Here is an 18,048-nt window from a genome sequence, read left to right as displayed (position 1 = left end):
CCTCGCCGAGTGGGTCTGCTGTTGGTGCTGCGCGCTCCGCTACCGCGTCCGAAGAGCCTGCGTCGGGCTACCCGCGCGCAGCGGCGGGAGCGCCATCGCGCCGACGCCGACGAGTGGGCCAGGGCGCAGGAGCGCGGCTTGCTGCTCGACGTGCCGGTGGAGAGGTTGCTGCCGTTGCTGAACGCGGCCGGCGGTAACCGACTTCCGATCTTGGGTCAGCTCGACCCGTGGTCAGATGGCGTACTCGTTCATGAGGATCTGCCGCAGCTCGACGCTGACGTCGCCCGTCTGGGGGCGGCGGCGGCTGACGAGGCGGAGCGTGGGCTGGTGGCGGCGCTGAAGGCGTTGTTGGCGCGCTGGCGTGACGAGCCGGGCCTGACGCTGCACTGGTATGGAGACTGACGGAGATGCCAGAAGTCGCACAGAACGGGCTGGGCGGCGCCCGGTCGGCGTCACCGACACAAGTCCGGGCCGGTGACGCCGACGACCGTCTCAGGTGCGGACGCGGTAGTGCAGGGACGCCACACCGTTGCTGAATCGGTGGTTGCTCAGTAGCTCCAGGTCCAGGCGGGTGCCGCTGGGCAGCCCGGGCTTGCCTCCGCCGGTGAGGATGGGATGGATCAGCAGGTGGCACTCGTCGATCAGCCCGGCCTGGAATGCCTGCGCCGCGAGGTGTGCGCCTCCGACGGTGAGGTCACTGGTGGCCGAGGCTTTCATGGCGCGCACCGAGGCGGGGTCGAAGTTCCTTTCCACCCGGGTCCTGGCGGTCGAGGTCGCGTCCAGGGTGGTGGAGTAGACGACCTTTTCCGCTGCCTGCCAGACGTCGGCGAAGTCGGCAGTGAGCTTCGAATGTGTGGCGAGGGACGGGTCGGTCTCCCAGACGGCCATCGACTCGTACAGGCGCCGGCCGTAGAGGTAGGTGCCGGTGGGCCGGACGAGATCCGTGATGAACGCGAGGTAGTCGTCGTCGGGTGGGGTCCAGTCGAATCTGCCGTGTTCGTCCTCGATGTAACCGTCGAGGGACACGTTCGTCACGTAGATCAGCTTGGCCATGGCGCTACACCTCGGTGTCGACTGCGACGGGGTGGGCATTCCGCAGTGCGGCGTCCAGTTTGGAGAAGGCCTCGTTCCAGCCCTGTTCGGCAGGGCCGACCACCCGCCCCGGGAGCCACTGACGGATCTCGAGGCGCGTCCGTCCATCGGCCTCGTCGTGGAACTCGACCCGCATCCTTGTCTCGTGCGGCTCAACGCCCTCCGGCAGCTGCCCGGTGACGTGCGCGACGCCGTCGAGCAGTTCGCCGTCGACGACGTCGGTGAGGTCGATGTGGACCTCGACTCGAAGGTCGGGTTGGGTCGGGAAGACCTCGATCCAGCGCTGGTGGCCGCCGGGTCGAACGTCGAATTTCATCTCCTCTCGGGGCAGTGAGTTGCCGATCGGTCCCCACCATGCGGCCAGGTGGTCCGGGTCGGTGAAAGCTCGGTAGACCAGCTCCCGTGGCGCGTCCATCACGCGTGAGATGACGATTGGCGGTTTGTCGCTGTCCATCAGTTCTCCTTGTCGTGAGCCTTGATCGGGGATTCCCTGTCGGGAATCGCCGGGCCGTGGGCCGTTCGGTCCGTTGGCTGGCCGGCGGCCTGCACGGCCGCGAGGTGGGCGTCGAGGCGGGTGAGGGACGTGTCCCAGAACCGCCGGTAGCGCTCGATCCACTCGGCCGCTTCGCGCAGCGGGGCGGCCTCGATGCGACTCATCCGCAACTTTCCCGACCGGGTGCGTGAGATGAGCCCAGCGCGCTCAAGCGCCTTCAGGTGCCGCGACACCGCCGGCATCGAGATCGGGAGCGGAGCGGTGAGCTCGGTGACCGTGGCGTCGCGGTCGGCCAGCTCGGCGAGGATCGCCCGTCGAGTCGGGTCGGCGAGCGCCGAGAACACCGCGCTGAGTTGATCGCTGCCAGACACCAGAACCTCCAGTCACTTAACCAACACGTTAAATGTAGTGCCGGATGAACGTGTGTCAACACGCCGAGACGTCGCGGTGCCCATGGCGTGCACGCCCGGGCACAGCCGGGTCAGCGCGAGTACGGCGGCCGGGATGACCACGACGCGAAGCCCCGGCGCCTGCGGAGGAGGCGAGCCCAGGACCACTGACAGGAAATGGTCGCGGGTGTCAACGGGCGCCGTAGCTCGCGCCGATCACGGAGCCCAGGGCGGTAGCCAGACCTCGATGTCGGGAGCCGGCACCCGCCGGGAAGCGAGGTAGTCGCGCAGTGCCCCTAGCGCGGGATGCGGGTTGTCGTCGCGCCAGATGAGTGACATGGGGTAGATCGGGGCCGGGTCGCGTACCGGCACGCGACGCAGGTCGTAGCTGTCCGGCCACAGGTACCGGGTGCGAACGCCGGCGAGGGTCGCCAGCTCCGCGGAGTCGGCGATCTCGGCCAGCAACGCCTCGTTGCCGAAGACCGGCCCGACCAGGTCGATGGTGAGGCCGAACGCGGCGGCGAGTTCGTCGTAGTAGTCGGCCCATTCGGTGCCGGGGGCCATCCCGGGCATCCAGATGCGGTGCTCGGCGAGTTGCGCGGGCGTGACGCTGCGGGCGTTGGCCAGGGCGTGGCGGGGGCCGACGAGCAGTTCGTGGTGCTCGTCGATCACGCGGGTGGTCCTGATCGCGGCGGGCAGGTGACGGGCGGCGACGGTGACGGCGTGGAAGGTGGCGTCGACCGTCCCCGCCTCGACGGCGGCCATCGCGGCGTGGACGTCGGCGTCGAGGGTGACGACGTCCAGCTCGATGCGGGGATGCGCGCGGTGGAAGTCCTGCAACAGCACCGCCGGTGCGATCCGTCGGCTGTGCACGTCGACGCGCAGTGCCCGTCGGCCGGGGCGTACGGAGGCGTCGGCGCGCGCCTCGGCTCGGAGCAGTTCACGGGCGTGCGGCAGGAAGGTCTGACCGTCGACGGTGAGGTGGGTGCCGCGAGCGGTGCGGGTGAACAGCCGTACCCCGAGGTCCTTCTCCAGTGCGGCGATGCGCTTGGAGACGGCCTGCTGGGTGATCGACAGCGCGGCGGCGGCGTCCTGGAACTGGCCGGCGTCGACGGCGGCGACGAAGGTGCGGACGGCGTCGAGATTCACCCGGCGAACCCTACTGACACAACCTCTGGTTGTGGCTCGCCGCTCACGCGGTTGTTTGATCCCGGGTGAGCGGCGTTGCTTTGATCCTCACGGTCAACGCCGAGTTGTCGGGACGGGAGGTGCGGGTTGTCCACGACGCGATCCCTGGGACGGCGGTTCGGCTGGTTGTGGGCGTCGTACGCGGTCAGCGCCTACGGCTCCGGGCTGGGTTTCGGGGCGTTGCCGTTGATCGCCGTTCTGGTGTTGCAGGCCAGCCCCGCTCAGGTGTCGGTGTTGGCCGCGCTGGGGCCGGCGGTGGGCGCGCTCATCGCGTTGCCGCTCGGGCCGTGGGTGGAGTTCCACCGCAAGCGGCGGGTGATGATCGCGATGGACCTGGCCCGGTTCGCGGTCCTGCTGACGATCCCCGTCGCGTACGCGCTGGGCCGGCTCAGCTTCGGGCAGCTGCTGGTCGTCTCGGCCGTGCTCGCCACCGCCAAGATCGCCTTCAACGCGGCCAGCGGCGCGTTCCTCAAGGCCCTCGTGCGGCCGGACGACCTACTGGTGGCGAACGCCCGGTTCGAGTCGACGACCTGGAGTTCGATTGCGCTCGGGCCGCCGCTGGGCGGCGCCGCGGTGGGACTTTTCGGGCCGGTCGTCACCGTCGTGGCCGACGCGCTCAGCTACCTGCTCTCCGCGCTGGGCCTCACCGCCATTCGCGGCCACGAAGACCGCCCCCGGCGCACCGGCGCCGGCCGGGTACGGGCCGGTGAGCTGCTCGACGGCTGGCGGCACCTGCTGACCCACCCCGGTCTGCGGGCGCTCTACCTCAACCAGTTGCTCGTCGGCGGGCTGATCATGGCCACCGAGCCGCTGCTGGCCGTGCTCCTGCTCGGCGAGCTGGGCTTCCCGCCCTGGCAGTACGGTCTCGCCTTCGCCGTGCCCTGTGTCGGGGGGCTCATCGGGTCACGCCTGGCCCCTCGGGTGGTGGCACGCTACGGCCAACATCGGATCATCCGCATCGTGGGTACGCTGCGCGCGATCTGGCTGATCGGCCTCGCCGTCGTCCAGCCCGGCGTGGTCGGCCTCGCCACGGTGATCGCCGTCGAGTTCGCGATCATCATCAGCATGAGCCTGTACAACCCGGTGCTCGCCACCTACCGCCTTCAACAGACTCCGAAGGATCGCATCGTCCGTACCCTCTCCGCCTGGTCGATCGGCAGCAGCGCGGCCATCGCCACCCTCAGCGCGCTCGGTGGGCTGCTCGCGCAGGCCACCAGCCCTCGCACGGCGATCACGGTCGCCGGACTGGTGATCCTCGCGAGCCCGCTGCTGCTGCCCCGACGCCCGGACGTCGATCGGCCGGCACCGGAGCGCTCCGCACGGGTCTCTACGATCGCGTGATGTTCCAGCCGACCTACCCGATCCGCACCGCACGGCTCGTCCTGCGCCCGGTCACGATCGACGACCTCGACGACGTGTACGCGTTCCAGCGTCGACCCGACGTCGTGCGCTGGATGCTCGGCGCGGAGCCGCGTACCCGTGAGCAGTCGCGGGTGTCGGTGCTCGCCATGGCGGGCGAGGACGCGTGGCGCGCGGAGGGCGACTGCCTGACGGTGGCCGTGGTCACCGACGCCGGGGTGATCGGGATCGTGGAGTTGGTGTGGCGCAGCCAGCTCGACCGTACCGCCGAACTCGGGTTCATCCTCCACCCCGACCACGGCGGTCGCGGGTTGGCCACGGAGGCCGCCACCGCAGTGCTGGACTGGGGTTTCACCGAGGTCGGACTGCACCGGGTCTACGGCCGGTGCCACGGTCGCAACACCGCGTCGGCCCGACTGATGGCGCGACTCGGCATGCGGCAGGAGGCCCGCCATGTCGAGAGTTACCTGTTCAAGGGGGAGTGGGCCGACCAGCTCGTCTTCGCGATCCTGGCGAACGAGTGGCAGGCCGGGACCAGCACGCCACACGGTGGGATGCATCAGTAGCTGGCCTTGCGCCGGCTGATCGGCTGGAGCCCTGGTCAGAGACGCAACTCGAGCACCAGTTCGTGCCGGACGGGGATGCCGTCGTCCTCCAGCGGGATGCTGGGCTTGAGCCGCCGGGCCCGGGTCACGGCATCCCGATCGACGCGTACCAGGTCGAAGCCGCGCCGCTGATAGAAGCGCAACGCCGCCAGATTTTCGTTGGTCGTCACCAACCAGAGCACTGTGACGCGTTGACGGATCGCCTCGGCCCGCAGCCAGTCGAGGAGGGCGCTGCCCGCACCGATCCCTGGCTCGGTGGCGGCGAGCGAGAGGATCTCCCAGGTCTGGGCGCCGTCGCGGCGGTAGGTGATCACCCCGACGCGGCGGCCGTCCCGCTCGGCTACGCCGGCAGCATCACCGGTGGCGTCCAGGAGTTCGTCGTGCACCGCCATCATGGTGCTGCCGAACGTGTCGGCCAGGGCCTCGTCGACGAACGGCGCGTCCTCGACGACGGCGTTCCGGACGGTCACGCGGGAATCCGATGTGTGCATGGTCATGGAGTCGGCTCTCCAGGTTCGGGGGACGGCGCGCGGAGCAGGCTAACGCCCAGGTTCGGCCGTACCCAGCGCGGGCCCTGGCCGCCTCGTCAACCGTGCACTTCCGCCGCCGTACCCGCGCGTCGCGGCGGCGGTCGATCGCCGCCGCGAGACGCGGGGTGTGCCTGCTCAGGCCCGGCGCGCGAGCCACTCCCGGTAGGCGGTGGGCGCGATGACGGCGTCGTCGCCTGCGATGAGGACGTCGCCGGACATGGCGGCGAACATGCCGGCGCCGGCGTCGGTGGTGACGGTGCGCTGGTCACCGCGGGCGGCGAGGGTGATCCGCCCCAGCTCGTCGAGGGCGAAGACGTCAGGTCCGGCGACGTTGCGGATGCCCTGCAACGGCGCGCCCATGCTGACCTCGGCGACGGCCTGCGCCACGTCGGCGGCGGCCATCGGCTGCACCGGCGTGCTGGGCAGGCGGACGGTGGTGTCGTCAGCCGTCCAGGACAGGATCGCCTCGACGAACTCGAAGAACTGGGTGGCGCGGACGATCGAGTACGGAATCGGACCAGCCGTGAGGATCTCCTCCTGGAGGGTCTTGGCGCGGTAGTAGTCCAGGTCGGGCACCTTGTCGACGCCGACGATGGAAAGGATCACCGCGTGGCCGACGCCCGCGCGAGCGGCTGCGGCCAGCAGGTTGTCCATGGTCGTCTGGAAGAAGGCGGGGGAGGCCTCGTCGAAGGTCGGCGAGTTCGTCAGGTTGACGACGACCTCGGCGCCGGCGAGCCCGTCGGACAGTCCCTGCCCGGTGAGCAGGTCCACCCCGGTGGACGGCGAGAGCGGCACCGCCTCGTGCCCTGCGGCCTGCAGGATCTTGACGACCTGCGACCCGATGAGGCCGGTTCCGCCCAGTACGGCGATCTTCATCCCATGCACCTTCCCGTGACTGTGGTCCGACTGCTGAGGTTCAGCCGAAACTCGGACCTTCCTTGTCCGAGAACTATACTCGGACACAATGAGTCCGAGTGGCGGGGTGACTAGGGTGACGTCATGAAGATGTCCGGCGGGGTCGAGTGGGCGCTGCACTGCTGCGTCGTGCTCACCGCCAGCCACACGCCCGTTCCGGCGGCGAAGCTGGCGGAACTGCACGACGTCTCCAGCAGCTACCTCGCCAAGCAGCTCCAGGCGCTCGCCCGCGCCGGCCTGATCCACTCCGTGCAGGGCAAGTCGGGCGGCTACGTGCTGACCCGCGCACCGGAGAGCATCACCCTGCTCGACGTGGTCCGGGCCGTCGACGGTCCCGGCCCGACCTTCGTCTGCACCGAGATCCGCCAGCGCGGCCCGTTCGCGACGCCGGCCGACGCCTGCACCACGCCGTGCCCGGTGGCCCGCGCGATGTGGGCGGCCGAGGACGCGTGGCGCCAGGCGCTCGCCGCGGTCACGATCGCCGATCTAGCCGGCGATGTCGACGCCACCTCCGGCCCCGAGGCCCTGGTCGGCATCCAGGCCTGGCTGACCGGCGGAGCCAGCTGACCGGCCCAAGCCGGTGGTGCGCGGTCAGCCGGTGTGGCGTACCTCGGTGTCCCAGATCTGCGACCACGGACGCCGCAGCCCCCGGCACACGTGGATCGGGCCGCCGTTCTCGTCGTTGTCCACCTCGACCCGCTGGTCCACCCGACCGGCGAGGACGCACTGCTCGAACCAGGTGTTGAGCTGGTCGGGGCGCTCCCAGCCGACGGCGATGACCACGTCCGCGTCGACCGGCGGGCGACCGAAGTCGGCCATGCTGTTGTGCCCGGAGTACGCCCGGGGGAGGTCACGGGCCGGACCGTAACGCGCCAGTGCGCCGGCCTCGCCGTAGTTGGCGGTCAGGACGACCGCCCGTGACCGCTCCTCGGCCGGCAGGCCACGATGGACCCTCGCGACCGAGTCGGCGAACGCCGGCCAACCGATCGTCTCGCCGGCGTCGTAGTTGACGTCGACCACGAAACCGGGCAACCGGTCGGCCGGCAGCACCGGCAGCAGCAGCACGACATTGGGCAGCAGGAACGGCACCACGCCCAGCGCGAGCAACCCCCGACGCCACCAGAGCGACCCGCGCGAGGCCCACGCCACGGTGACCAGCGCTCCGGCGGCGGTGAGGACCAGCAACAGCGGCGCGTCGTAGTAACCCTTGCCGCCGGCGATCAGCACGATGCCGACGACGACCACCCAGGCCCACCCCACCGCCCGGTAGGCCCGCCACGCTGGACGGCGTAGCAGCGCGACCAGGCCGGCGATCCAGATGGGTACGGCGTACGGGCTGATGATGACGAACTGGAGGGTGAACGCGTCCCGCCGGCCGCTGTATGAGCTGTCGCCGTCGGAGATGGAGGCGGCCACGCCGAGCTGCGGAAAGCCGTTGGCCGCCTGCCAGATCAGGTTCGGCGCGGCCAGCAGCACGGTGATCCCGGCGGCGGCGAGCACCCACCGGTCGCGCAGCAGCCGGCGTGGGCCGGCGATGAGCACCCCGGCGACCAGGCCGACGGCCAGCAGCGCCGGCAGCAGTTTGCTGAGCATGCCCACACCGAGCGCCAGCCCGATGCCCAGCGCCCAGCGGCTGTCACCGGAACGCAGCAACCGCACCGCACACCACGCCGCGACCAACCAGACCAGCAGGTCGACGGTGGTGGTGCTGAGCAGGTGGCCACTGGCGAGGACGATGCCGGAGAGCGCGGCGAGCACCGCCGCGAGGAGCTGCCCGCCCCGGCCGGCACCCAGCTCCCGGGCGATGGCGGCGACCAGCAGCACCGCACCGCCGGCCAGCACCGCCGACGGGGTACGCAGCACCACCAGGTTGCCCGGGGCGATCGTGTCGAGCAGCCGGGCCAGCGCCGGGACCAGAGGCCCCTGATCGACGTAGCCCCAGTCGAGGTGCCGGCCGGCGAGCAGGAAGTACAGCTCGTCGCGGTGATAGCCGTAACGGCCGGCGAGCAGCAGGAGCGTCACGGTGGTGGCGGCGGCCACCAGCCACGGCCCACGGGTACGAACGCCAGGCTCCGGCGGCCGCCCCGACGGCGGCGACTGGGTCGGCCGCTGAGGTCGGTCGATCTCGATCGCGGGCTCGCTCACCCCCTCATGATGACCGGCGGCGTTGCCGCGTGGGTGCCCCTACCGGCGTTCGGCACTGTCCCGAATGCGGGTGGTCGAGGCGGGTGCGAAGATCAGCTTTGTCACTCGGACCGAAAGGACGATATGCGCTATCGCACTCTGGGCAGCACCGGCACCGTGGTGTCCACCCTGTGTCTGGGCACGATGACCTTCGGCGCGGAGACCGACGAGGCCGGCAGTTTCGCCCAACTGGACCGGTTCGTCGAGGCCGGCGGCACCTTCATCGACACCGCTGACGTCTACTCCACCGGCGTCTCCGAGGACATCATCGGGCGCTGGCTGCGCAGCCGACCCGACCTGCGTGACCGCCTGGTGATCGCCACCAAGGGGCGGTTCCCGATGGGCCCGGGGGCCAACGACGCCGGACTGTCCCGGGTGCACCTCACCCGCGCCCTGGACGCCAGCCTGCGCCGCCTCGGCGTCGAGGCCATCGACCTGTACCAGGCGCACGCCTGGGATCCGCTGACCCCGCTGCCGGAGACGCTACGGTTCTTCGACGACGCGGTCAGCGCCGGCAAGATCCGCTACGCGGGGGTCAGCAACTTCACCGGCTGGCAGTTGCAGAAGGCCGCCCTGCTCACCCAACACCTCAACCTCACCCCGATCGTGACCCTGCAACCGCAGTACAACCTGCTGGCCCGGGAGATCGAGTTCGAGTTGGTGCCGGTCTGCGAGAACGAGGGCATCGGCATCCTGCCGTGGTCACCGCTGGGCGGCGGGTGGCTGACCGGCAAGTACCAGCGTGACAGCACGCCCACCGGCGCGACGCGGCTCGGCGAGAACCCGCAGCGTGGCGTCGAGGCGTACGCGGGTCGCAACGCCGAGGAGCGCACCTGGCGGGTGCTCGACGCGGTCCGCCGGATCGCCGGGGACCGCGACGTGTCCATGTCGGCGGTGTCGCTGGCCTGGCTGGCGGCCCGACCGGCGGTTACCTCGGTGATCCTCGGCGCGCGGACCACCGAGCAGCTCGACGACAACCTGACCGCCGCCGACCTGGTCCTCGACGCCGAGCAGATGCGGCTGCTGGACGAGGCGAGCGCCCCCCTGGTCGGCGACTACCCGTACGGCGCGGCCGGGGTGCGTCAGCGCGGCCGTGACCTGCCGGCCGGATCATGACGTCGTTCCCCGAGCCCACCGACCCGGCCGGCAGCCGCACCGAGGTCTTCCTGCGCTACCTGGACTACTTCCGGGAGTCCGTGGTGGCCAAGGTGTCGGCGCTGGCTGAGCCGGAGCTGCGGCGCAGCCGGCTGCCGTCCGGGTGGACGCCACTGGAGCTGCTCAAACACCTGCGCCACGTCGAACTGCGCTGGATCGAGTGGGGGTTCCAGGGCCGGGACGTCGCCGAGCCGTGGGGCGACCGCCGCGACGACCGCTGGTACGTCGGCCCCGACGAGACCCGCGCGGATCTGGTGGCGGCGCTGCGGGCGCAGGGCGCGCACACCACGGCCGTGGTGACGGCACACGACCTGGCCGAGATTGGCGCGCCGGGCCCGCGGTGGAACGGCGCGGACCCGGCGTCGCTGGAGCGGGTGCTGTTCCACCTGGTGCAGGAGTACGCCCGCCACCTGGGCCACCTCGACGTGGTCGCCGAACTCGCGGGCGGCCCGACGGGGAAGTGAGACCGTCGGCTCGATAATGGGCTGATGCCGCTGCTCGTCGCACCAGCCCTGCCCGCCGGGAGCCTCGCCGCCCAGGAGCAACCCCACCTTCCGGTACGCCACGGGCTGGCCCTGCGGCCGTGGCGCGACGACGACGCCCCGACAGTCCGGGCCGCCTTCGACTGCCCGCAGATCCAGCGGTGGCACGTCCGGCGCATCGACGGCGACGACGAGGCGCGGGCGTGGACGGCGCAGTGGGCCGGCCGTTGGCGTGACGAGACGTCGGCCAGCTGGGCGATCGTCGACGCCGACGACCGACCGCTGGGTCAGGTGGGGTTGCGGGGCGTGCTGCTGGACGAGGCGTCGGCGCAGGTGTCGTACTGGATGTTGCCCGCCGCGCGTGGTCGGGGCATCGCCACCGAGGCGCTGGGGGCACTCACCCGGTGGAGTTTCACGCGGGCCGGTCTGCACCGGCTGGCCCTGGAGCACTCGACCGCCAATATGGCGTCGTGCCGGGTGGCCACGCGGGCCGGCTTTCCGGTGGAGGGCGTGGCCCGGGGGTCGGTTCGCCACGCCGACGGCTGGCACGACATGCACCTGCACGCACGGCTGCGCACCGACGGCCCGATCTGATCACTTGATCTGCTCGGCGGTCGGCACAACTGGTGTCGGCGTCGCGCCATCCTCGTCGGCGCGTCGCACCGCCCGCGGCAGCCGCAACGCGACGACGCCGGTGGCCACCAGGCCGCCGACGCCCGCCACCATCAGGGTCACCGGGGCGGAGGTGGCATCCAGCAGGACACCACCGGCGAGGTAGGACGTCGCGGCGGCGACCCCGATCGCACCGTACAGATTCCCGAAGACCCTGCCGCGCATGCCCGGTGGCACCGTGCGTTGCAGCAGCGTGCTGGAGGCGACGTCCATGGCCGCCAACCCGAACCCACGGACGGCTTGCAGGGCGATCGCGGCGGCGACGGCCCAGGCGAGCCCGGTCAGCAGGTTGCCGACACTGCTGACGGCGAAGCCCGCGATCAGCAGCAGCGGCATCGACGCCCGGGTGCCCCACCTGGACAACATGGCGTAACCGGCCACCAGTCCGACACCGACCGCGCCCAGCAGAAGCCCGACCGCCGATTCGCCGACCTGAAAGGTCTTTTGAGCCAGCAGCACCAGCGCCACGTCGTCGACCCCGTTGAAGGCGACCACCGCGGTGAAGCCAAGGAAGATCACCCGGACCGTCGGAACACTCAACAGATAAGCGACGCCCGCTCTGGCCTGTCGCAGCAGGGACGGCTGCCGCCCGGCGCCGGAAGCTGGCGGTAGTGAGGGGAGCGTGGCGAGCAGCACGGCCGAGACCAGAAACGACACGGCGTCGACGAGCAGCACACCACGCAATCCGACCAGCGGGAACAGGGCCGCGGCGAGCAGGGGGCCGACCGCCTCCGCCGCGTTGGAGCCGAACCCGAGGGTGGAGTTGGCGGTTTCCAGGTCACGGTCACCGACCAGTGCGGGCACCGCCGCCCGAGACGCCGGTTGGAAGAGCTGCGACGCGGTGGCGCGAACCGCGACCAGAGCCAGCAGCATCGGCAGCGAGGGCATTGTCAGCACGATGACCAGCAGGACCACAGCTTGGATGAGTTCGCAGACGACCATCAACCGTCGAAGATTGAGCCGATCAGCGAGGGCTCCGGTGAAGGGACCCAACATGGATGGAGCGAAATCTCCGACCAGGAGCAGAAGCGCGACTGCGAGTCCCTTCCCCGTCGTCTCGGCGACGTGGAAGATCAGCGCGACAAGGCTGAGCGAATCGCCCGCGTACGAGACGAGCCGTGCCGAGAAGAGCGTTCGGAATGGTCTGTTGCGGCGAAGCAGCTGGGTGGGACGCAACGGCGCAGCGTCTGCCGTGGCGGACGCTGCGCCGGACATCTCGAACTTCCCCTGTCGCCGAGGGCTGCGGTCAGGCGTCGTGCTGCCGATACGAAGGACGGGTGACACCGTTCACCCACCAGCCTGTAGGTGAAGGTAGCCATCAAAGCGTCGGTGAGCGCGGTATTTACGGTTGTCGGGGAACTGATTCAGGAAGCTATCGGGACGTCGGTGGTGCTCCCGTTGGCGTCGGTGACCCGTACGTCGGTCGCGGTCGCGGGCAGGAGTGCCGCGTTGCGGCCGCCGTCCTGCCATTGGCCGTCGCCGATTCGGTAGCTCAGCGCCGACCCCTCGGCGGCGACGAGAACGCCCTGGTCGTCGGGCAGTCGTAGCTGCACAGGTAGGGGTGCCGACCAGTCCGCGGTCGTGCTGGCCACCGCTTCGAACGGAAGGTACCTGCGGGCGAGCAGCGCGATGACGCGGGACGGGTCGTCGTCGTACTGGACGGTTTCCACGAGGAGCCGCCGGCCGTCGGGGGTTGCCCCGTAGACCCATAGGAGGGGAGAGCCGTTGTGCGTGTGCGCTCCGACAGGGTCGATGTATTCGGCGAGGGCTTCGGTCGGGGCGTTCACCTGTTTGGCAGCGGGGTCGGTGCCCCAGACCTGCTCCGCGCCGGGCAACGTGTGGCGAAGAAGCGGTGGTGCGGGCCGATCCTTGTTGTCGGGGAAGTAGATCTCGCTCGTGCCGTCGATGTGAATCATGTTCTGCCGTCTAACCGGAGTCCTGGAGAGCGCGACGGTGAGCTTCGTGCGCTGTGACGGCACCGACAACACCGCCGCACCGTCCTGGAATACCACCGGCTCGAAGGTCCGCTCGACCTTGCCATCGGGCATCGACCGCAGTTGCGAGGAGAACTGCACCGGTTGCCCGAAGTCCAGCACAAGGAGCACGTCGCGCTGCGGTCCGAGCAGTACCGCCTGCTCGAGGCCGTCTGTTTCGCTGTCGGTGGCCCGCGTCAGAGTGCGGACGCGCGGACCGTCGGCGGTGGGTTCGACGAACCCCACCGTCGTGCCGTGTGCGGTGGCATGGGCGACGTAGGCGGCCGGGCCAGCAGGCGTGCCTCCTGCCCACACGACGTGCGGCTCGCCGCGCGTCCGATCTCCGACCTCCCTGATCCGGCGCTGCCACACCTGGCGGACCTGCCGCAGGTATCCCTCGTCGGCGGCCAGATCACCGCGAGTGGGCTGGTCGAGCAGCGGTGAAGCGACAGGTGCCTCTCCGGCGTTGCCGGGCAGGTCGAGGACGCCAGCCACGGGCACGGCCACCACGGCCGCGCAGACCGCCGCCAACACGGCCCGCCGGCGCACCACCCGCCGCCGCCCACCCCGACGCACCTCAGCGAGCAGGCCCGCCGGGCTGACCAGGTCATCCGTCGCGCGATGCAGGATGCCGCGCACGTCACTGTCGTTCATGGTCATCGCGAACTCCCGGTTCGAGTGATGGGCATGACGAGGTTCGATCCGGCCAGCGCCTCTCGCAGCCGAGCCAACCCACGGGAGGCGTGACTCTTCACCGCACCCTCGGAGCAGCCCATCGCCGCGGCAACGTCGACGACCGGCAGGTCTTCCAGGTAACGGAGCACGACGGCGGCCCGCTGCCGAGCCGGCAACGCCCGCAGCGCCCCGACGACCAGCTCGCGAACCGCCACCGCGTGGGCGTGGTCCCCGGCAACACCGTCATGGTCGCCCAGCGACTGTTCCGGACGGCGGGCACGCCACCGCCACCGGTTGATCGACCGATTGACCAGCGCGCGTCGCGCGTACGCCTCCGGGCTGCTCTGCACCCGACGCCAGCGCACGTACATCTGCTCCAGCACCTCCTGAAGCAGGTCCTCCGCCGCGTGCCGGTCCCCGGTCAGCAGGAAGGCAACCCGCAACAGCACCCCCGACCGTGTGCGAACGAAGTCGTCGAACTCCGCCCCGCGCGAATCCCTCATCTGACCTCCCGGCCTCGTCAACCAGCAAGACACCAGGTGGGCTCGCGAGGTTTACCGGGCCGGCAACTTCGCCCGGCGGATCGGACCCGGTGGAGGGCGTGGGCCGGTGATCCGGGTGGGTGCAGGCGGCCAGCTGTCAGTAGGGGCACCTGCGCCCATCGCGCAGCATCTGCGCGTACTCGGCGCCGGTGATGCGCAGCCGATCGGTCTCGGTGCCGTCCTTGGCCCGACAGCCGTTCAGCGGATTGAGGTAGATCCCGGCGTAGGCCGAGTCGTCAGCGCGCCCGGTCACCTCGAACGGTTTGTCGCCGGGTGCCGAGATCACCATGGTCTGGCGTCGTCCGTCGGCGAGGTAGTCCAGCTCCAGTCGCCACCGGCAGTGCTGCTTCGCGCTGAGCGCTCGTACCTGGATGACGTTCTTCTCACCCTTGGGCAGGGTGATCTTGTGGGTGGAGAAGAACGGGGCACCGGCACCCTCGCCATCCGGGTCGTCGACGAGCATGCGGGGATTCGGTCGGTCCACGTGTGTCACGAGGACGATCTTCTTGGAGTCGCCCTGGGAATCGTTGTGTTCCCGAGTCCCGGTGAGCGGGGGGCGGCATGGCTCGACGAGGACGGGCCGCAGGTCGACGGCCTCGCCGGCCTCGTCCCGGGTGCCGACGAGGGTGATCTCCCAGGTGCTCCGTTCGATGTCGACAGCGCCGGCCTCGACGGTCGGATCGTCCGGCCGCTTGGCGTCCAGGCGAGCCAGGTCGGCGCTGGCGGGGTAGACGTAGTCGAGCGCACCCTCCTGCGGGTAGGGCACGTGCTTCACGTCCAGGACGACGACCGGCCCCCGGCCGGCCAACTGCTCCGCCAGTTCGTTCGCGGGCTTCCACTGGTTGATCGTGCCGACAACGACGGTGCCGAGCCAGGTGGCGACGGCGCCGACCACGATCGTCAGCAGCCAGGTGACGGGGCGTTTCCACCAGGCGACGGCTGCTGGCGCGGGCGGCGACACCGGGGCCGGTGCGGCCGCAGCGGGGGCCTTACGGCGACGCGGGCGCTTGTCACGTGGACTCATGGACCGGAGTCTCCTGCGTATCGATGGATGTTTCGGTGTCGAGGAGCCGACGGGCCAGCAGCACCGGCAGCGCGACGAGCCAACCCCAGGCCGCGCCGAACCGCAGCGCTGAGGTCAGTTGCAGGCCCAGAGACTGCCAGGGCGCACAGCCGGTAGGGGAGTCGGAGATGGCGCAGTCGACGAGGACATCGGACGTCGCGGTCAGCGCGGACGCCGCGATCGTGGCACCCCAACAGACGACGACGAGCCCGAGGCGGTGCCCGGAGTTCGGCAGACCGGCTAGCAGTGCCCACAGCAGGAGCCACAGCACCACCAGCAGGGCGAGGGCGAGCACCGACCTGTGCACCCATACGTCCATCGACAGGGCATTCGGATCGATCTCGTGGGTCAGCCGATATTCGACGTCGTCGCGTCCACGTGGAGGTGGGGACAGGGCGGGGCGGGACAGGAACACCCTGAGCAGCGCCAGGAATCCTCTCCCCGAATAGCTGTCCCACACCGCCTGGGTGCCGTTGACCAGCATGAGCACCAGCACCGGAAGGACGCCGGCCAGGGCAAGGTTCGCGCTGCGTCCTCGCACGTCGCCGATCAGCGGAACGCGGGCTGCCGGAGCGCTGTCGTCGGTCACGTCCCGGGGCTCGTCGGCACCGTCGTCGGTGTCCTTCTTGAACCGGTCCAGCAGCAGTATCGCCAGGCTGGTGCAACCCACCAGGGAAGCGTTCGCGCCCGCCAACAGGCAGCCGAGGAAGAGGGCGTCGGACGTCCAGCCGGTCAGCGTCAGGTGCGCGCTGGCGAGGAGCGTCGAATGGTCCAGTGCCTCGTTGGCGTACCAACCGGTGGGGGCGGTGTGGACGCGGACCACCAGGGTGGCCCACCAGAGCAGGTCCCCGATCGCCGTGGCGGTGAGGGCGGCGGCCGCACCGACCATCGCCGCGATGAACGGGTGCGTCCGCCGGGTGACCAGGCCGCAGGCCAGGTACGTCGACACCCCGACCAGCAGGATCACGACCCAGCGGATCAGCGGCGTCACCGCGTCCATCATGGGAGCGGTGACGGGGTCGAGCGGGGCGAAGAAGACCATCCCCTTCGCGACGAGGGTCTGGAAGTCGACGGCGGTCCGCGTGACGGTGATCGGCTCCGACATGGAGTTGACCTCGGCGGTGACCACCAGGTACATCAGGATGGCGCTCACCGCGGCGAGCACGGCGGCGACGGTCCTGAATGGTCGGCTCATCCGGGCGGCCTCATCCCGGGGCGGGTCGTCACGCCGTCAGTCTCCCGCATCGTGCTGACTCGTACAGACCCCCGGGGTGGTTGACGACCGCCTCAGCGGGCCTCTGCCCAGCCGACGAAACGCGGGGTCGCATCGGGCAGCGCGACGTCCGGGTTGAGCGTGGTGAGATCGGCCGTGTACGAAGGCTCCCGGTGCTCGCCGGGCGCCTTCGCCGTTGGTGGGCCCGGCCCTCGATCACCGCCCATCGACGACCGATGTGCTCAACGGACGGCGGCTGGGTCGGCCGGTTGCGGTTGCGGGGTCGCCGGCCAGGTGAGCCGGCGTACGCCGGGCACGAGCGCGGTGCCCGCGCAGGAGGCGAGGACCAGCAGGCCCGCCACGGCCAGCGGAAGGGGTGCGCCGAACGCGTCGGCGGCCAACGGCGCCAGCGCGTAGCCCAGCGGCATGGCGCCCAGCGACACCAGCCAGTCGTACGAGGTGACCCGGGCCAGGACCTCCGGCGGGAAGTGGTGCTGCACGACGGTCTCCCACACCGGGTTGAGGTAACCGAGGGCGGTCAGTGCCACCGCGTAGGCGGCGATCACCGCGGGGGCGGGCGCGGCGACGGCGAGCAGGAACAGCGGCGCGGCGTAGCAGGCCAGCCCGAGGTTGGCCAGCAGCACCGGCCGGTGCAGCCGGACCCGCCCAGCCAGCAGCGATCCGGTGAGCATCCCGATCGCGCCGGCCTGCAACAGCAGCACCCAGGTCGTCTCGCCACCCAGGCGGTCGATGGCGACGGCCGGCCCGAGGGTCATCAGCACGGCGGCGGCGCCGTTCCACACGCCGTGCCCGAGCAGGCTGGTCCAGAACCAGTCGCGGGCGCATACCTCACCGAAGCCGTGCCGCAGGTCGGCGAGGACGGAACGGCGGGGCACCGGCACGTGGCGGACCCGTACCAGCGCGAGCAGCGCGGCGCTGAGCGCGAACGACGCGCCGTCCAGGATGAACGCCCAGCCTGGTCCGGCGGCCCAGATCAGCGCGCCGGCCAGCGCCGGGCCGGCGAGTCGGCTGGTGTTGGCGGTGATCCCCATCAGGGCGTTGGCCCGCTGCCGCTCGGCCGGTTCGACGGTGCCGGCGACCAGCGGAGACGCGGTCGGGATGGCGAACGCCGAGGCGGTGCCGCCGAGCGCGGATGCCACGACCACTGTGGTGAGTGACGGGTCGCCGCCGAGCAGTTCCACGCCGACGGCGAGTTGCGTCGCGCAGCGGACCAGGTCGGCCAGGAGGGCGACCCGGCGGGCATCGAACCGGTCGGCAACCACACCGCCGAACGGCAGGAAGACCAGCCGGGGGACGACCGCCGCGGCGAGGACGACGGCCAGCGCGCTGGTGGAGCCGGTGGCCCGCAGTACGGCCAGCGCCAGCGCGGCGGGCACCACCGCGTCGCCGATGGCGGAGACGGTGCGACCCAGGAACAGCAGCCGGAAGGAGTGGTTGCGCAGTGGGTGAGCCATAACCGCAATGTAATTCGACGTCGAATATTTCGTCAACGAATAT

Annotated in this window: 20 protein-coding genes; 7 read left to right on the top strand and 13 right to left on the bottom strand. The window is 70.8% G+C overall.

What is annotated here, in order from left to right:
* Positions 1–9: 9 nt before the first annotated feature.
* On the top strand, positions 10–402 hold the full coding sequence (locus tag ABTW72_RS28635) for a hypothetical protein (RefSeq protein ID WP_350863894.1): 393 nt from the start codon (positions 10–12) through the stop codon (positions 400–402).
* A 90-nt stretch (positions 403–492) separates the two neighbouring features.
* On the opposite strand, the gene ABTW72_RS28630 is transcribed toward ABTW72_RS28635, so the two are convergent.
* The 4 genes from ABTW72_RS28630 to ABTW72_RS28615 all read right to left on the bottom strand — a co-directional run bounded on the left by ABTW72_RS28630 (position 493) and on the right by ABTW72_RS28615 (position 3,123).
* A complete protein-coding gene (locus ABTW72_RS28630) occupies positions 493–1,053 on the bottom strand; it encodes a dihydrofolate reductase family protein (RefSeq protein ID WP_350863891.1) in 561 nt (186 codons plus the stop codon).
* 4 nt (positions 1,054–1,057) lie between these two features.
* The gene (locus ABTW72_RS28625; protein ID WP_350863888.1) at positions 1,058–1,546 is read right to left on the bottom strand and encodes an SRPBCC domain-containing protein; all 489 of its coding nucleotides are present in this window, start codon (positions 1,544–1,546) and stop codon (positions 1,058–1,060) included.
* Complete coding sequence (locus ABTW72_RS28620; protein WP_350863885.1) at positions 1,546–1,956, bottom strand: ArsR/SmtB family transcription factor; 411 nt, start codon at positions 1,954–1,956, stop codon at positions 1,546–1,548. Before ABTW72_RS28620 ends, ABTW72_RS28625 begins: the two co-directional genes overlap by 1 nt.
* A gap of 234 nt (positions 1,957–2,190) precedes the next feature.
* Positions 2,191–3,123 carry a LysR family transcriptional regulator gene (locus ABTW72_RS28615; protein ID WP_350863882.1) on the bottom strand — a complete coding sequence of 311 codons (933 nt, stop codon included), beginning with the start codon at positions 3,121–3,123 and terminating at the stop codon, positions 2,191–2,193.
* Between the two features lie 126 nt (positions 3,124–3,249).
* On the opposite strand from ABTW72_RS28615, the gene ABTW72_RS28610 reads away from it, so the two are divergent.
* Complete coding sequence (locus tag ABTW72_RS28610) at positions 3,250–4,503, top strand: MFS transporter (protein ID WP_350863879.1); 1,254 nt, start codon at positions 3,250–3,252, stop codon at positions 4,501–4,503.
* Entirely contained in the window at positions 4,503–5,087 is a 585-nt protein-coding gene (locus ABTW72_RS28605) for a GNAT family N-acetyltransferase (protein ID WP_350863876.1), read from the top strand. The genes ABTW72_RS28610 and ABTW72_RS28605 overlap by 1 nt, the downstream gene beginning before the upstream one ends.
* A gap of 35 nt (positions 5,088–5,122) precedes the next feature.
* Here ABTW72_RS28605 and ABTW72_RS28600 read toward each other — a convergent pair whose 3' ends face one another.
* Together ABTW72_RS28600 and ABTW72_RS28595 are read right to left on the bottom strand one after the other, a co-directional pair.
* Positions 5,123–5,596 carry a GNAT family N-acetyltransferase gene (locus ABTW72_RS28600; protein WP_350863873.1) on the bottom strand — a complete coding sequence of 158 codons (474 nt, stop codon included), beginning with the start codon at positions 5,594–5,596 and terminating at the stop codon, positions 5,123–5,125.
* A 195-nt stretch (positions 5,597–5,791) separates the two neighbouring features.
* A complete protein-coding gene (locus ABTW72_RS28595) occupies positions 5,792–6,532 on the bottom strand; it encodes an SDR family oxidoreductase (RefSeq protein WP_350863870.1) in 741 nt (246 codons plus the stop codon).
* Between the two features lie 123 nt (positions 6,533–6,655).
* Here ABTW72_RS28595 and ABTW72_RS28590 point away from each other — a divergent pair, with 123 nt between their 5' ends.
* A complete protein-coding gene (locus ABTW72_RS28590) occupies positions 6,656–7,138 on the top strand; it encodes an RrF2 family transcriptional regulator (RefSeq protein WP_350863868.1) in 483 nt (160 codons plus the stop codon).
* A 24-nt stretch (positions 7,139–7,162) separates the two neighbouring features.
* On the opposite strand, the gene ABTW72_RS28585 is transcribed toward ABTW72_RS28590, so the two are convergent.
* On the bottom strand, positions 7,163–8,716 hold the full coding sequence (locus tag ABTW72_RS28585; protein WP_350863865.1) for an ArnT family glycosyltransferase: 1,554 nt from the start codon (positions 8,714–8,716) through the stop codon (positions 7,163–7,165).
* 123 nt (positions 8,717–8,839) lie between these two features.
* On the opposite strand from ABTW72_RS28585, the gene ABTW72_RS28580 reads away from it, so the two are divergent.
* The 3 genes from ABTW72_RS28580 to ABTW72_RS28570 are packed head-to-tail and all read left to right on the top strand — an operon-like array spanning position 8,840 to position 10,986.
* Positions 8,840–9,871, top strand: coding sequence for an aldo/keto reductase (locus tag ABTW72_RS28580; RefSeq protein WP_350863862.1), 1,032 nt, complete (start codon positions 8,840–8,842; stop codon positions 9,869–9,871).
* Complete coding sequence (locus ABTW72_RS28575; RefSeq protein ID WP_350863859.1) at positions 9,868–10,374, top strand: DinB family protein; 507 nt, start codon at positions 9,868–9,870, stop codon at positions 10,372–10,374. The genes ABTW72_RS28580 and ABTW72_RS28575 overlap by 4 nt, the downstream gene beginning before the upstream one ends.
* A 24-nt stretch (positions 10,375–10,398) precedes the next feature.
* Positions 10,399–10,986 (top strand): GNAT family N-acetyltransferase, encoded by a 588-nt coding sequence (locus ABTW72_RS28570; protein WP_350863856.1) that lies wholly within the window; start codon positions 10,399–10,401, stop codon positions 10,984–10,986.
* Here ABTW72_RS28570 and ABTW72_RS28565 read toward each other — a convergent pair whose 3' ends face one another.
* The 6 genes from ABTW72_RS28565 to ABTW72_RS28540 all read right to left on the bottom strand — a co-directional run bounded on the left by ABTW72_RS28565 (position 10,987) and on the right by ABTW72_RS28540 (position 18,005).
* Positions 10,987–12,279 (bottom strand): MFS transporter, encoded by a 1,293-nt coding sequence (locus tag ABTW72_RS28565; RefSeq protein WP_350863853.1) that lies wholly within the window; start codon positions 12,277–12,279, stop codon positions 10,987–10,989.
* A 149-nt stretch (positions 12,280–12,428) separates the two neighbouring features.
* The gene (locus tag ABTW72_RS28560; protein ID WP_350863850.1) at positions 12,429–13,697 is read right to left on the bottom strand and encodes a hypothetical protein; all 1,269 of its coding nucleotides are present in this window, start codon (positions 13,695–13,697) and stop codon (positions 12,429–12,431) included.
* Positions 13,694–14,215, bottom strand: coding sequence for a SigE family RNA polymerase sigma factor (locus ABTW72_RS28555; RefSeq protein ID WP_350863848.1), 522 nt, complete (start codon positions 14,213–14,215; stop codon positions 13,694–13,696). Before ABTW72_RS28555 ends, ABTW72_RS28560 begins: the two co-directional genes overlap by 4 nt.
* Positions 14,216–14,351: 136 nt before the next feature.
* On the bottom strand, positions 14,352–15,278 hold the full coding sequence (locus ABTW72_RS28550; protein WP_350863846.1) for a hypothetical protein: 927 nt from the start codon (positions 15,276–15,278) through the stop codon (positions 14,352–14,354).
* The gene (locus tag ABTW72_RS28545) at positions 15,265–16,512 is read right to left on the bottom strand and encodes a hypothetical protein (protein ID WP_350863844.1); all 1,248 of its coding nucleotides are present in this window, start codon (positions 16,510–16,512) and stop codon (positions 15,265–15,267) included. The genes ABTW72_RS28550 and ABTW72_RS28545 overlap by 14 nt, the downstream gene beginning before the upstream one ends.
* Positions 16,513–16,772: 260 nt before the next feature.
* Positions 16,773–18,005, bottom strand: coding sequence for an MFS transporter (locus ABTW72_RS28540; RefSeq protein WP_350863842.1), 1,233 nt, complete (start codon positions 18,003–18,005; stop codon positions 16,773–16,775).
* Positions 18,006–18,048 lie beyond the last annotated feature (43 nt).

Origin of the sequence: Micromonospora sp. NPDC127501 (assembly GCF_040302185.1) — a bacterium.
In the GTDB taxonomy this organism is placed as follows: domain Bacteria; phylum Actinomycetota; class Actinomycetes; order Mycobacteriales; family Micromonosporaceae; genus Micromonospora.
This window is presented reverse-complemented; position numbering and strand designations above follow the sequence as displayed.